The 14,023-nt window shown below is 72.8% G+C and carries 12 protein-coding genes; 8 read left to right on the top strand and 4 right to left on the bottom strand.

Features of this window, described 5'->3' with window-relative positions; all coding sequences use genetic code 11:
* Positions 1-6: 6 nt before the first annotated feature.
* Both AB0L75_RS34820 and AB0L75_RS34815 read right to left on the bottom strand, forming a co-directional pair.
* A complete protein-coding gene (locus AB0L75_RS34820) occupies positions 7-1,218 on the bottom strand; it encodes an ROK family transcriptional regulator (protein WP_365189295.1) in 1,212 nt (403 codons plus the stop codon).
* 255 nt (positions 1,219-1,473) lie between these two features.
* Positions 1,474-2,583 (bottom strand): mechanosensitive ion channel family protein, encoded by a 1,110-nt coding sequence (locus tag AB0L75_RS34815; protein WP_365189293.1) that lies wholly within the window; start codon positions 2,581-2,583, stop codon positions 1,474-1,476.
* 326 nt (positions 2,584-2,909) lie between these two features.
* Between AB0L75_RS34815 and AB0L75_RS34810 the strand changes: the two genes are divergently transcribed.
* The 4 genes from AB0L75_RS34810 (at position 2,910) to AB0L75_RS34795 (ending at position 6,418) form a co-directional block, all read left to right on the top strand.
* A complete protein-coding gene (locus tag AB0L75_RS34810; RefSeq protein WP_365189290.1) occupies positions 2,910-3,446 on the top strand; it encodes an HNH endonuclease in 537 nt (178 codons plus the stop codon).
* A 274-nt stretch (positions 3,447-3,720) separates the two neighbouring features.
* Positions 3,721-3,984, top strand: a complete 264-nt coding sequence (locus tag AB0L75_RS34805) for a hypothetical protein (RefSeq protein WP_365189287.1) — start codon at positions 3,721-3,723, stop codon at positions 3,982-3,984.
* Entirely contained in the window at positions 3,985-6,120 is a 2,136-nt protein-coding gene (malQ, locus tag AB0L75_RS34800) for a 4-alpha-glucanotransferase (protein WP_365189286.1), read from the top strand.
* A gap of 4 nt (positions 6,121-6,124) precedes the next feature.
* Entirely contained in the window at positions 6,125-6,418 is a 294-nt protein-coding gene (locus AB0L75_RS34795; RefSeq protein ID WP_365189283.1) for a hypothetical protein, read from the top strand.
* A gap of 177 nt (positions 6,419-6,595) precedes the next feature.
* Here AB0L75_RS34795 and AB0L75_RS34790 read toward each other — a convergent pair whose 3' ends face one another.
* A complete protein-coding gene (locus AB0L75_RS34790) occupies positions 6,596-7,174 on the bottom strand; it encodes a TetR family transcriptional regulator (RefSeq protein ID WP_365189280.1) in 579 nt (192 codons plus the stop codon).
* Positions 7,175-7,289: 115 nt separating this feature from the next.
* On the opposite strand from AB0L75_RS34790, the gene AB0L75_RS34785 reads away from it, so the two are divergent.
* The 3 genes from AB0L75_RS34785 to AB0L75_RS34775 all read left to right on the top strand — a co-directional run bounded on the left by AB0L75_RS34785 (position 7,290) and on the right by AB0L75_RS34775 (position 10,741).
* Positions 7,290-8,768, top strand: a complete 1,479-nt coding sequence (locus tag AB0L75_RS34785) for an FAD-dependent monooxygenase (protein WP_365189278.1) — start codon at positions 7,290-7,292, stop codon at positions 8,766-8,768.
* A 130-nt stretch (positions 8,769-8,898) separates the two neighbouring features.
* The gene (locus tag AB0L75_RS34780) at positions 8,899-9,819 is read left to right on the top strand and encodes an EamA family transporter (RefSeq protein WP_365189275.1); all 921 of its coding nucleotides are present in this window, start codon (positions 8,899-8,901) and stop codon (positions 9,817-9,819) included.
* Positions 9,820-9,835: 16 nt separating this feature from the next.
* A complete protein-coding gene (locus AB0L75_RS34775; RefSeq protein ID WP_365189272.1) occupies positions 9,836-10,741 on the top strand; it encodes a LysR family transcriptional regulator in 906 nt (301 codons plus the stop codon).
* A 23-nt stretch (positions 10,742-10,764) separates the two neighbouring features.
* On the opposite strand, the gene AB0L75_RS34770 is transcribed toward AB0L75_RS34775, so the two are convergent.
* Positions 10,765-11,256, bottom strand: a complete 492-nt coding sequence (locus AB0L75_RS34770) for a DUF1203 domain-containing protein (protein WP_365189270.1) — start codon at positions 11,254-11,256, stop codon at positions 10,765-10,767.
* 112 nt (positions 11,257-11,368) lie between these two features.
* Here AB0L75_RS34770 and pepN point away from each other — a divergent pair.
* Positions 11,369-14,023: aminopeptidase N (gene pepN, locus AB0L75_RS34765; protein WP_365189268.1), on the top strand; the 2,655-nt coding region annotated here is incomplete at its 3' end.

Below are 14,023 nucleotides of genomic sequence, written 5' to 3'. Positions count from 1 at the left end.
GACGCTCTAGCGCGAGGTGTCGAAGACCTCGTCGCGGGTGGTGACGAGCGCGGACTCCAACGCGCCGCGCAGGACGGGGTGTTCATGGACGTCACCGACGACCAGCCGGGGGCGGGCCGCGGCCAGTTCCGCCAGCTCGGCCTGGACGAGGGCGCGCAAGCCCTCGCCGCCGGCCGTCAGCGCGGAGCCGCTGAGGACGACGAGTTCGGGGTCGAGGACGGAGACGAGCGAGGCGAGACCGGTGGCGAGCCGGGTCGCGTAGGCCTGCAGCAGCTCCCGGTAGGGGCCGGAGGCATGGTCGGCGCCCCGGGCCACCAGCTCGGCGGCGACCTCGGTGTACGGCCCCGACGGCACATCGTGGATACCGAGTTCCCGTGCCAGCTTCGGTACGGCCTGGGAGCCGGCCAGCTCCTGGTAGCCACCGCTGTTGGCCTTGGTCACCTGGCGCACCAGGGGCGTGCCCGGCACCGGCAGGAAGCCGACCTCGCCGGCGCCGCCGGTCCAGCCCCGGTGCAGCCGGCCGCCGAGGACCAGGGCGGCGCCGAGGCCCTCCTGGCTCCACAGCAGCACGAAGTCCCCGTGGCCCTTGGCGGCCCCGAGCCGCTGCTCGGCGAGGGCGACGAGGTTGACGTCGTTCTCGTACTCCACCGGCATCGGCAGGGCGGCGGCGAGTTCGTCGAGCAGGGTGGGGGAGTGCCAGCCGGGCAGATGGGAGGCGTAGCGCAGCCGGCCGGTGGTGGGGTCGAAGGCGCCCGGGGTGCCGATGACGAGCCGGTGCACATCGGACCGGGCGAGCCCGGCGGCCTTGACGGCCCCGTCGAGCGCGTCCGTCACCTGCTGGACGACGGGCCGTGCGGGATGCCGCCCCGGGGTGGGCAGCTCGTACTCGCCCACGGTGCGGCCGGTGATGTCGGCGACGGCGGCGCGGATGCGATGGGGGGCGACGTCGAGGCCGGCGGCGTACGCGGCACGGGGGTCGACCGCGTACAGCTGGGCGTTGGGGCCCGGTCGGCCCTCGCTGGTGCCGGTGACCCGGACCAGGCCGGCCGCCTCCAGGCGGGCCAGCAGCTGGGAGGCGGTGGGCTTGGACAGGCCGGTGAGCTTGCCGATCCGGGTGCGCGACAGCGGGCCGTGCTCCAGCAGGAGGTCCAGTGCGGCGCGGTCGTTCATGGCGCGCAGCACGCGCGGGGTGCCCGGCGTACCGGCGGTTCCTGCCATGGGGTCGACACCTGCCTCTCCAGCCGCCCAGCTTCCCAGTGACCTGCGCGGACGTCCAGTCTCGGGTGCGGAGACGATCAACGGCCGCGGAAGATCACTGTTAGGAAACTTTCCTATTCGGGTGGGAGGAACGTAAGCCCAGGACGAAGGGGGCGTCAATAGACAACGCCGCCGAGGCGGCGGAGTCGTTGTACGAACGATGGGGCACCCCGTGCGCCCCCGGCGCCGGAATGCCCCATCGATCGGCTCGAACGCCTACTTGCCCGGCGACGTCGGCTGCTGCGGAACTATCGGGGCCGTCGCCTTCGCCTGCGGCGAGTCCGCGTTGGAGAAGGCCGAGGGAGCCGCCATCGCGGCCGCCGGGTCCGGGGTGTCCGCCACGGTCTCCGCCGCCGTGGTGCCGCCCACGATGCGGATGTCCGCCGCGTCGAACGCCCGCTTGATGCGCCAGCGCAGCTCCCGCTCGACCTTCAGCGCCTTGCCCGGCATCGTCTTGGCCGAGACCCGCACCACCATGGAGTCGATCAGGACCGAGTCCAGGCCGAGCACCTCGACCGGGCCCCACAGCAGCTCGTTCCAGGGCTCTTCCTTGCTCATCCGCTCGGCGACGTCGTCCAGCGTGGACTTCACCCGGTCCAGGTCCTCGCCCGACCTCACCGTCACATCGACCCCGGCCGTCGCCCAGCCCTGCGAGAGGTTGCCGATCCGCTTGATCTCGCCGTTGCGGACGTACCAGATCTCGCCGTCCGCGCCGCGCAGCTTGGTGACGCGCAGCCCGACCTCGATCACCTCACCGGTGGCCACCCCCGCGTCGACCACGTCGCCGACGCCGTACTGGTCCTCCAGGATCATGAACACGCCCGAGAGGAAGTCCGTGACCAGGTTCCGGGCGCCGAAACCGATCGCCACACCCGCCACACCGGCAGACGCCAGCAGCGGCGCCAGGTTGATCTTGAAGGTGGACAGGATCATCAGCGCGGCCGTACCGAGGATCAGGAAGCTCGCCACCGACCGCAGCACCGAGCCGATCGCCTGCGAGCGCTGTCGGCGTCGCTCGGCGTTGACCAGCAGCCCGCCCAGCGCCGTGCCGTTCACGGCTTCGGCGGTACGGCCCATCCGGTCTATCAGCTGGGTTATCGCCCGCCGTACCGCCGCGCGCAGCGCCACCGCTATGACCAGGATCAGCAGGATCTGCAGGCCCATCGCGAGCCATGTCGACCAGTTCTGCTCGACCCAGCTCGCCGCGTTCGTCGCGCTCTGCTGGGCGTCCTGGAACGACGGCACGGTCGGCGTCGTCTGCGAGGGGGAAGGGGACGGAGTCGGCGACGCACCGGCGGCCACCAGGACGGCGGGCAAGGACGACACGGCAGGTACCTCCAAGGTGCTGCGCGGTCCGTACCGGTGGGGCGGTCAAGGGGTGCAAGGTCACGAAAAGATCACCGGACGGACAGGACCACCACACTAACGGGGCATTGTGTGTGCCTCGCGCGGATCCGCCAAGGAGGGGCGCAGGAGAGACAGGGCTCACCCTGGCTTGAACAGGCCATGATCCGGGGGATGTATCGGATGTGGTCGAAAACACTCCCAGCCCGTTACCGGGACATGGTGGCGCTTCCACCAGGCATGAGGGGAGACTGACTGCAGATCGTCCCGGCGCGAGCCACGCGCCGCCGACGCCCAAGGAGGCACCCGTGCCGCATGTCCTGGTCCTCAACGCGTCGTACGAGCCGCTCGGTGTCGTACCGCTCCGCCGCGCGCTCATCCTCGTCCTGGAGAACAAGGCCGTCTCCCTCGAGGAATCCGGCGCCTTTATGCACAGCGCAACCGTCACAGTCCCCGCACCCAGCGTGGTCCGGCTCAAGCGATTCGTCCGGGTTCCCTATCGGGGGCCCGTTCCTCTCACCCGCCGTGCGCTCTTCGCGCGGGACGGGGGCCGGTGCATGTACTGCGGTGGCGTCGCAACCAGCGTCGACCACGTCATCCCGCGCAGTCGCGGGGGCAAGCACGTCTGGGACAACGTGGTGGCCTCCTGCCGCCGCTGCAACCACGTGAAGGCCGATCGTCACCTCGTCGAGCTGGGGTGGCGGCTACGGCACAAACCGGCTCCGCCGACGGGGCTGGCCTGGCGCATCATCGGCACCGGGCACAGGGATCCGCAATGGTTGCCCTACTTGCAGCCATATGGCGCGGATGACGCCTTGGCCCGGATCGACGGCATTTCTGCCTAGATCCGGGCTTGTATTGTTTTGCGCCCGGTGGGGGCGTGGTGGTGGCTGTTCGGCGACTGCGGGTTCGTTGCGGCTGGTCGCGCAGTTCCCCGCGCCCCCTTCGGCTCGCCGTTGCTCCCTGACAGTCGATCACCTCCGCGGCGCCGGATCACCGCCGCCCCTTTCAGGTGCTCCCGGAACGGGAACGAGTGCGGACGCCGACACGGGGTAGGCCTGCCGTATTGCCGTAACCCGTTCAAAGCCGCACCATCCGACCGACCCGAAGGAGCCCCGCGTGCCCGCACCGACGCGACTCTCGATCCCGGCCCAGTGGAAACCCGAGGCAGCCCTGTCCGCCCCGGCCGACGAGGCACCGCTGTGCGTCTTCAGCGCCGAGAGCGCCTGCGCCCAGGTCCCGCTGACCAGCGAACCGCCCCTGCCCGACGCCGAGCCCCTGACCAGCGAGCCGCCGCTCGCCGAGACCAGCCCGCTGACCAGCGAGTCCGACGCCTTCGGTACGGGGTCGTACGAATCCGACGCGTTCGGTACGGGGGTGTAGATGCCCGCGGCGTTCGAGGACGCGGACCTGTCCCGGCTCGCCGAGCTGCACGGCGTCGCCACCTCCTACAGCCCCGCCCCGGGCCGTGACGTCCCGGTCCCCGCCTCCGCCGTGGTCGCCGCCCTCGCCGCGCTCGGCGTCGACGCGGCCGGCCCCGACGCCGTACACACCGCGCTCGCCGCACGGGAACGCGAGCTGCGCGAGCGCCTGCTGCCGCCGACCGTCGTGCACTGGGCCGGCGACCCGCAGGGCCCCGCCGCCCTCGCCGCACTGCCGCCCGGCACCAGGCTGCGCGTCGAGACCGAGGACGGGGAGGAGCGCGACGGGACCTGGAACCTCCCGCTCGGCGTGCACCGGGTGAGTGCCGTCGCCCCCGACGGACGCACCGGCCACGCCCACCTCGTCGTCGCCCCCGACCGGCTGCCCGCCCCGCCCGGCCGCTCCTACGGCCTCCTCGTCCAGCTGTACTCGCTGCTCTCGCGCCGCTCCTGGGGCATGGGCGACCTCGGTGACCTCGCCGAGCTGGCCGGCTGGGCCGGACGCACCGCAGGCGCCGGATTCGTCCAGGTCAACCCGCTGCACGCGGCCGTACCCGGCGCCCCCACCGACCCCTCCCCCTACCGCCCGTCCTCCCGCCGCTTCCCCGACCCCGTCCACCTGCGGATCGAGGCGATCCCCGAGTTCGCCTACGTCGAGGACCGCGAGCGGCTGAGCGGCCTGCTGGAGCGGGCCGCCCGACTGCGCGCCGCTGTTCTCGACAAGGGCGCCCTCATCGACCGGGACGCGGTGTGGGAGGTCAAGCGCGCGGCACTGGATCTGGTCCTGGCCGTCCCGCTGAGCCCCGGCCGCCGGGCCGCCTACGACGACTACCGCGCCGCCCACGGCCAGGCCCTCGACGACCACGCCACCTGGTACGCCCTCGCCGAGACCCACGGCTGCGACTGGCACCGGTGGCCCGCCGGCCTGCGCGACCCCTGCTCGGCCGCCACCGCCCGCGCGAGAGCGGACCTCGCCGACCGGGTCGAGTTCCACGCCCGCCTCGCCTGGCTCACCGACGGCCAGCTGCGCGCCGCCCAGCGCGCCGCGTCGGAGGCCGGCATGGAGGTCGGGATCGTGCACGACCTCGCCGTCGGCGTGCACCCCGTCGGCGCCGACGCCTGGGCCCAGCAGGACGTGTTCGCCGCCGGCACCTCCGTCGGTGCCCCGCCCGACGCCTTCAACGCCCGCGGCCAGGACTGGGGCCTGCCGCCCTGGCGCCCCGACCGGCTCGCCGCCACCGGCCACGCCCCCTACCGCGACCTCCTGCGCGCCCTCTTCCGCTACGCCGGCGCCCTGCGCATCGACCACGTCATGGGCCTGTTCCGGTTGTGGTGGGTCCCCCAGGGCAGCCCGCCCACCGAGGGCACGTACGTCCGCTACGACGCCGAGGCCATGCTCGCCCTCCTCGCCCTGGAGGCCACCCGCGCCGGTGCCGTCGTCATCGGCGAGGATCTGGGCACCGTGGAGCCCGGCGTGCGCGAGACGCTCCAGCGGCGCGGGGTGCTCGGCACCTCCGTGCTGTGGTTCGAACGCGACTGGGAGGGCGACGGGCGCCCGCTGCCCCCCGACCGCTGGCGCGCCGACTGCCTCGCCACCGCCACCACCCACGATCTGCCGCCCACCGCCGCCCGGCTCACCGGCGACCACGTCGATCTGCGCGACCGCCTGGGCCTGCTCACCCGCCCGGCGACCGAGGAACGCGCCGAGGCCACCGCCGACGCCGCCGAGTGGCTCGCCCTGCTGGGCAGCCTCGGCCTGCTGGACCTCACCGCCGCCGGACCGCCCGGCACGGACGAGGAGGAGGAGATCCGCGCCGTCCACCGCTTCCTATTGCGCACCCCGGCCCGCCTGATCGGCGTCTGGCTCCCGGACGGGGTCGGCGACCGTCGCCCGCAGAACCTTCCGGGGACCTGGGACCAGTACCCGAACTGGCGGCTGCCGATCGCCGACCGCGAGGGCCGCCCCATGCCGCTGGAGGAACTGGCGGCCGCGCCCCGCCTCAGGGCGCTACTCGCCGTATTCGCGCAGGTCGCGAGAGTGCCGCCGCCCGCTAGGGGACCCCGGGCGCGCGTCCTTCCGGGTGATTCGCTAACTTGAGATCGTGGACAAGAAGAACGCCCTGCGCGCCGGCGCCCTGGCCGCCGGTACGACGCTGATGATGCTGCTCATGTCGTCCCCCGCGCTCGCGCTGACCCGCGACGACGGCGACGACCCCGGCCACGGCCTGAGCGTCGTCCAGACGCTGGGCCTCTACGTGCTGGCTCCGCTCGCCCTGTTCGCGGTCATCGCCGGCCTGGTGATGGCGCTGGACAGGTCCAAGATCCGGGTCATCAAGCCGGGCACCGCCTCCTCGTCCGACGCCGACGTCAAGTCCGGAGCGGGCGCCAAGGCCTGACCGGACACCGGTACTCCCGCCGGGGGCGCCTCCTCTCCCGCCGGTACGCGCGCGACGCCGTACCGGGGTGAGGGCGGCGCCCTCGGCGTTTCCTCCGCCGCTCGTTTTCCTTCGTGCGGCTTTCTTTTTCCCTCGTGCGGCTCTCGTCGCGCCGCTCAGGGACTTCCTTCGTGCGGCTCAGGGATTCGGCGCCGTCAGGTAGCGCTGCACCGTCGGCCCGAGCCAGGCCAGCAGTTCCTCGCGGGTGAGTTCCCGCGCCGGCGGCAGTCGCAGTACATAGCGGGTCAGGGCCAGCCCGAGCAGCTGCGCCGCGCACAGCGCGGCCCGTGCCGGGACCTGCTCGGGGTCGGGACACACCTGCCGGGCCACCGGCAGCAGCTGGTCCCGGAAGATGCCCTGCATCCGCTCGGCCCCGGCCTCGTTGGTGGCGCCGACCCGGAGAACGGCCGTCAGCTCCTCGTTCTCCTCCCACAGGTCGAGGAAGTGGCCCACCAGCGCCCGCCCCACCTCGTCCCGCGGCATCCGCGTCAGATCGGGCAGCCGCAGATCCAGCGCGACGGCCGCCGCGAACAGTCCCTCCTTGCTGCCGAAGTACCGCATCACCATCGACGGGTCGATAGACGCGTCCTTGGCGATCGCCCGGATGGTGGCCCGCTCGTAGCCGTCGGCGGCGAACCGCTCGCGGGCGGCGTCGAGGATGGCGGTACGGGTGGCGTCCGAGCGGCGCGCCTGGTTCGTCCTGCTGCTGCCGGTCATGCCAACGAGCGTAGGCCAACATCTGTGGGCCAACAAGTGTTGACTGGCGTTGGTGTGCGGTTCTACCGTTGCCAACAAGCGTTGACCAACAGGCGTTGGCATCCAGGAGGCCACCATGACCGGCACCACTGGCAATAACGGCACCACCGACATCCCGGGCACCGTCCTAGTCGTCGGCTCCGGCCCCACCGGCCTGCTCCTCGCCGGCGACCTCGCCGCCGCCGGCGTCCCGGTCACCGTCCTCGAAAAGCGCCCCCACAGGATCAGCAACCTCTCCCGCGCCTTCGTCCTGCACGCCCGCACGCTCGAACAGCTCGATGCGCGGGGCCTCGCCGACGACCTCGAAAAGGTCGGGCAGCCCCTCGACCGCCTCCGCCTGTTCGGCCGGCTGGCCATCGATCTCTCCGCCCTCCCCTCCCGGTTCAACCACCTCCTCGTCCTCCCGCAGTGCGAGGTCGAAAAGGCCCTGGAGCGGCGGGCGGTCGAGGCGGGCGTCGACTTCCGGTACGAGACCGAGATGGCCGGTCTCACACAGGACGCGGACGGGGTGACCGTCGCGGCGCGCGGGCCGGAGGGCCGTACGGAGACGCTCCGGGCGGCGTACGTCGTCGGCGCCGACGGCATGCGCAGCGCCGTACGGGACGCGATCGGGCTGCCCTTCCCGGGCAGGTCGGTGATCCGGTCCGTGGTCCTCGCCGATGTCAAGCTCGCCGAGGAGCCGCCGACGCTGCTCACCGTCAACGCCGTCGGTGACGCGTTCGCCTTCCTCGCGCCGTTCGGCGACGGCTACCACCGGGTCATCGGCTGGCACCGCGGCCGCGACGTCCCCGACAGCGAGCCGCTGGACCTGGCGGAGGTCAAGGAGATCACCCGCCTCGCCCTCGGCCGGGACTTCGGGATGCACGACGCCCGCTGGATGTCCCGCTTCCACAGCGACGAACGGCAGGCGCCCGCCTACCGGGTCGGACGGGTCTTCCTGGCCGGCGACGCCGCGCATGTGCACACCCCGGCCGGCGGCCAGGGCATGAACACCGGACTCCAGGACGCGGCCAACCTGAGCTGGAAGCTGGCGGCGGTCGCCACCGGGCACGCGGACCCCGCGCTGCTCGACACCTACCAGGCCGAGCGGCACCCCGTGGGCCGGGCGGTGCTGCGCAGCAGCGGCGGGATCGTCCGCCTCGCCATGGCCAAGCGCCCCTGGACGCTCGCGGCGCGCGCCGCGCTCACCGCGTTCCTGAACGCCGTGGGCCCCGCCCGGCGCAAGGTCGCCGCCCAGGTCACCGGCGTCGGCTACCGCTACCCGGCACCCCGCGGCGCCCACCGTCTCAGCGGCACCCGTGTCCCGGACGTCACCCTGGCCGGCGGCGGCCGCCTGTACGCGGCCCTGCGCGGCGGCCGGTTCGTCCTGATCACAGCGGAGCCGTACGAGGCGGGAGCCGGCCGCGCGGACCGGCTGGCCGTGGCCCACTGGGCGAGCGACCGCCGTACGACCGTCCTGGTGCGCCCCGACGGATACGCGGCCTGGGCCGCCGACGCGGCCACCACGGCGGACATCGAGGCGGCCGTGACCCGCCACCTGGGGCTCGCCCCGTGATCGTTCAGTTCTACTGAAAAGAACGGTCGAAAACTTTCGATGGACCTGACAGGTCGGCCGTTGCGACGGTAGGAGCACGCATCCATGTCGCTCCCGCCGCTGCTCCCGCTCCCGCTCCTGAAAGGACCCCATGACCGCCGTCCTGCACCGGACCACCACCCCGGCCGCCGCCCGCCGCCCGCGCGAGGCCGCCACCTCCCTGCTCGGCCTCGCCTGCGCCGCGCTCGCGACGGTCGTCTGGTCGGGCAGCTTCGTCACCTCGCGCGGGCTGCACGACAGCGTCCCGCCCGTCCAGCACGCCTTCTGGCGCTGGGTGATCGCCCTGATCGCCGTGGCCCCCTTCGGTGCCCGGCAGGCATGGCGGCAGCGGGCGCTGATCCGCCGCCACGCCCGCTACGTCTTCTTCGCGTCGTTCCTCGGCGTGGCCGTCTACAACACCCTCGTCAACCAGGCCGGGCTGACCACCCCGGCCGCCACCATGGGCATGATCATGGCCGCCTCGCCGGTGCTCATGGCGCTGTTCGAACGGCTCGGCGGCGTACGGCTCGGCGCGCGCCGCACCACCGGCCTGCTCATCGCCTGCGCGGGCGTGGCGCTGCTCGTCGGCGGCGGCGCGCACTTCTCGCCCGGCGACCTGTGGATGATCGCCGCGTCCTGCTGCTTCGCCGGCTACAGCGCGCTGCTGCGCCGCAAGCCGGCCGAACTGGCGGGCCCGGCCTTCCTGTTCATCACGTTCACCATCGGCACCGTCCTCCTCCTGCCCGCCCAGGCCGCGAGCGTGGCCCTCCAGGGCGGCTTCACCCCGACCCCCGGCACGGTCCTGCCGCTCCTCTACGTGGGCGTGGCCTCCTCCGCCCTCGCGTTCTTCGCCTGGAACAAGGCCATCGCCCTGATCGGCGCGACCCGCGCGGGCATCGTCTACTACCTCCAGCCGGTCTGCGTGGCCGTACTCTCCTGGCCCGTCCTGGGCGAGACGACCGGCATGCCGCAGCTGCTGTCGATGGGGCTGATCCTGGGCGGGGTGGTGCTGGGCGCGGGGGCACGCCGTTGACGTGTAGCTTTCCGGCATGGCCGAGTGGGACATCCGGAAGCTGCAGATCCTGCGCACCCTGCGCGAGCGGGGGACGGTGACCGCGACCGCCGAGGCCCTGCACATGACCCCGTCCGCCGTCTCCCAGCAGCTCACCAATCTCTCCCGGCAGCTGGGCGTACCCCTGCTGGAGGCGCGGGGCCGCCGGGTCCGGCTCACCGACGCGGCCCGCCTGGTGCTGACCCACACGGAGCCGGTCTTCGAGCAACTGGAGCGCACGGAGGCCGCGTTGGCGGCATACAGCCAGGGTGAGGCGGGCGAGGTCCGGGTAGGCGCCTTCTCCACGGCGGTCCCCGCCCTGGTCGTACCGGCCGTACGCGCCCTGCGGACCACGCACCCCCGAGTGACCGTCCGCGTACGGGAGGCGGAGGCGGCGGAGGCCTACGACCTCCTGACCGCCGGCGACGTGGACCTGGCCCTGTCCCTGGCGGCCCAGGCCCCGAGCGCGGCCGACCCCCGCTTCACCCAAGTCCCCCTCCTGGCCGACCCCTTGGACGTGGCCCTGCCCCCCGACCACCCCCTGGCCGCGGCCCCCACCCTGACCCTCACCGACCTGGCCGCCGAACCCTGGATCTTCGGCGGCAGCGGCCCCTGGTCGGACATCACCCGCCGCGCCTGCGAGACGGCCGGCTTCAGCCCCCACCAGGGCCACTCGGCCTCCGGCTGGACCGCGATCCTCGCCATGGTGGAGGCGCGCATGGGCGTGGCCCTGGTCCCGAGAATGGCCGCGGCCCGCCGCGACGGTGTGGTGATGCGCGACCTCGGGCCCGACGGCCCGGTCCGGCATGTGACGGCGGCGGTCCGCAGGGGCGGCGAAATGGGCCGAGCGGTGACCCACGCCTTGCAGGCACTCCGGGACGCGGCCACCGCCGGTGGTCACTAGTGACCCGGTACCAGGGCGCGGCCTCAGCCTCGCCGTACCTCGTACAGAAAGCACCCGTACTCCACCGCCCGCACATGCACCACCGCCACCTCCGGGTCGGCGAAGGCCTCCGTGAGGGCGGACGGGAAGTCGTCGTCCACCAGGCGGCCGCCCAGGATGCGGCCGTCGGCGGAGTAGCGGCGCAGTACGCGGTGGGCGTCGGTGAAGGGCAGGGCGGGGCCGGTCGGGCCCGGGCACGGTTCGGCGTGGACGAAGACCGGGCCCTGCTCGTCGTACGCGCCGGGATCCGCGCCCGTCCCGGCCGCCCAGCGGCGCAGGGGGGCGTACGAGACCAGGGCGATCGACTCACCGGGCTCGCTGCGGCGCAGACAGCAGCGCAGCGGGGCGCCGCCCTCCTCGTCGGTGAAGGGAGCCATGGGGCGGCCCGCGTCGTCGGTGCCGGTCCGCAGGTCCCTCAGGGCCTCGGGGCTGATCGGACGTGCGGTGTACGTCGCTGCGGAGCGTGTCGTCGTCATGGGTCCAGCGTCCGCTCCCGGCGCCCCGCTCACCGGCGGCAACCGGACATCGCGTTCCCCGTGGATCCCATGGAAGGATGGCGCAACCCACACATAACGAGGAGATGACCGCGTGCCTGGCACAAACCTGACTCGCGAAGAGGCGCAGCAGCGGGCCGAGCTGCTCACCGTTGACTCGTACGAGATCGATCTCGACCTCTCCGGCGCGCAGGAGGGCGGTACCTACCGGTCCGTGACCACGGTGCGCTTCGACGTCGCGCGCGGTGGCGCCGAGTCCTTCATCGACCTGGTCGCACCGGCCGTGCACGAGGTGACGCTCAACGGCGACGCGCTCGACCCCGCCGAGGTCTTCGCGGACTCGCGGATCGCGCTGCCGGGGCTGCTGGAGGGCCGTAACGTCCTGCGGGTGGTCGCGGACTGCGCGTACACCAACACCGGCGAGGGCCTCCACCGGTTCGTCGACCCCGTCGACGAGCAGGCGTACCTGTACACCCAGTTCGAGGTGCCGGACGCCCGCCGGGTCTTCGCCTCCTTCGAGCAGCCGGACCTGAAGGCGACCTTCCGGTTCACCGTGACGGCGCCCGAGGGCTGGACCGTCATCTCGAACTCCCCGACGCCGGAGCCGAAGGACAACGTCTGGGCCTTCGAGCCGACCCCGCGCATCTCGTCGTACATCACGGCGCTGATCGTCGGCCCGTACCACTCCGTGCACAGCGTGTACGAGAAGGACGGGCAGTCCGTGCCGCTCGGCATCTACTGCCGCCCGTCCCTCGCCGAGTTCCTGGACTCGGACGCGATCTTCGAGGTGACCCGGCAGGGCTTCGACTGGTTCCAGGAGAAGTTCGACTACGCCTACCCGTTCGCGAAGTACGACCAGCTGTTCGTGCCCGAGTTCAACGCGGGCGCGATGGAGAACGCGGGCGCCGTCACCATCCGGGACCAGTACGTCTTCCGGTCCAAGGTGACCGACGCGGCGTACGAGGTGCGCGCGGAGACCATCCTGCACGAGCTGGCCCACATGTGGTTCGGCGACCTCGTCACCATGGAGTGGTGGAACGACCTGTGGCTGAACGAGTCGTTCGCCACCTACACCTCCATCGCCTGCCAGGCCGCCGCCCCCGGCTCGCGCTGGCCGCACTCGTGGACCACGTTCGCGAACTCCATGAAGACCTGGGCGTACCGGCAGGACCAGCTGCCGTCCACGCACCCGATCATGGCGGACATCCGTGACCTGGACGACGTGCTCGTCAACTTCGACGGCATCACGTACGCCAAGGGCGCCTCCGTCCTGAAGCAGCTCGTCGCGTACGTCGGCGAGGACGAGTTCTTCCAGGGCGTGCAGGCCTACTTCAAGCGCCACGCGTTCGGCAACACGCGCCTGTCCGACCTGCTCGGCGCCCTGGAGGAGACCTCCGGCCGCGACCTGAAGACCTGGTCGAAGAAGTGGCTGGAGACGGCGGGCATCAACGTCCTCCGCCCCGAGATCGCCACGGACGCCGACGGCGTCATCACCTCCTTCGCCGTCCGCCAGGAGGCCCCGGCGCTGCCCGCCGGAGCCAAGGGCGAGCCGGTGCTGCGCCCGCACCGCATCGCGGTCGGCCTGTACGACCTCGACGCCGACTCCGGCAAGCTGGTGCGCACCGACCGGATCGAGCTGGACGTCGACGGCGAGCTGACGGCCGTACCGCAGCTGACCGGCAAGCACCGCCCGGCGGTGGTCCTCCTCAACGACGACGACCTGTCGTACGCCAAGGTCCGCCTGGACGAGCAGTCGCTGGCGTTCGTCACCGAGCACCTCGGCGACTTCGACGCCTCCCTCCCGCGCGCGCTGTGCTGGGCCTCGGCCTGGGACATGACGCGGGACGCCGAGCTGGCCACCCGCGACTACCTCTCGCTCGCGCTGTCCGGCATCGGCAAGGAGTCCGACATCGGCGTCGTGCAGTCGCTGCACCGCCAGGTCAAGCTCGCCATCGACCTGTACGCCGACCCGGCCGCCCGTGAGTCCCTGCTCACCCGCTGGACCGACGCCACGCTCGCGCACCTGCGTGCGGCCGAGCCGGCGAGCGACCACCAGCTGGCCTGGGCCCGTGCCTTCGCGGCGACGGCCCGTACCCCGGAGCAGCTGGACCTGCTGGAGGCGCTGCTGGAGGGCACCCAGACCGTCGAGGGCCTGGCCGTGGACACCGAGCTGCGCTGGGCGTTCGTGGAGCGGCTGGCGGCGGTCGGCCGCTTCGACGAGGCGGAGATCGCGGCCGAGTACGAGCGGGACAAGACGGCCGCCGGTGAGCGGCACGCGGCGACGGCTCGCGCCGCCCGCCCCACCGAGGAGGCGAAGGCGGAGGCCTGGGCCTCGGTGGTCGACTCCGACAAGCTGCCGAACGCCGTGCAGGAGGCCGTGATCGGCGGCTTCGTGCAGACCGACCAGCGCGAGCTGCTGGCGCCGTACGCGGACACGTACTTCGAGGCGCTCAAGGGCGTCTGGGACTCCCGTTCGCACGAGATCGCCCAGCAGATCGCGATCGGCCTGTACCCGACGGTCCAGGTCTTTGAGGAGACCCTGACCAAGACGGACACCTGGCTGGCCACGGCCGAACCGAACGCGGCCCTGCGCCGCCTCGTCTCGGAGTCCCGCGCGGGCATCGAGCGGGCCCTCAAGGCCCAGGCGGCGGACGGCGCCGCCCGGACGGGTGGGCCAGGCCAGGACACCGGCTCTGAGGTACGGGTCGGTACGGTGCCGGGACGACAGGCCCAGGGAGGCGGTGGCCGC

Origin of the sequence: Streptomyces sp. NPDC052101 (assembly GCF_040680235.1) — a bacterium.
In the GTDB taxonomy this organism is placed as follows: Bacteria; Actinomycetota; Actinomycetes; order Streptomycetales; family Streptomycetaceae; genus Streptomyces.
The sequence above is the reverse complement of the archived record's forward strand: the minus strand, read 5'-3'. Positions and strand labels throughout refer to the sequence as shown.

Coding starts and splice junctions, on each gene's coding strand:
- AB0L75_RS34820 (WP_365189295.1), bottom strand. CDS start 1,218: ATGGCAGGAACCGCCGGTACGCCGGGCACCCCGCGCGTGCTGCGCGCC.
- AB0L75_RS34775 (WP_365189272.1), top strand. CDS start 9,836: ATGGCCGAGTGGGACATCCGGAAGCTGCAGATCCTGCGCACCCTGCGC.
- AB0L75_RS34785 (WP_365189278.1), top strand. CDS start 7,290: ATGACCGGCACCACTGGCAATAACGGCACCACCGACATCCCGGGCACC.
- AB0L75_RS34780 (WP_365189275.1), top strand. CDS start 8,899: ATGACCGCCGTCCTGCACCGGACCACCACCCCGGCCGCCGCCCGCCGC.
- malQ (WP_365189286.1), top strand. CDS start 3,985: ATGCCCGCGGCGTTCGAGGACGCGGACCTGTCCCGGCTCGCCGAGCTG.
- AB0L75_RS34790 (WP_365189280.1), bottom strand. CDS start 7,174: ATGACCGGCAGCAGCAGGACGAACCAGGCGCGCCGCTCGGACGCCACC.
- AB0L75_RS34770 (WP_365189270.1), bottom strand. CDS start 11,256: ATGACGACGACACGCTCCGCAGCGACGTACACCGCACGTCCGATCAGC.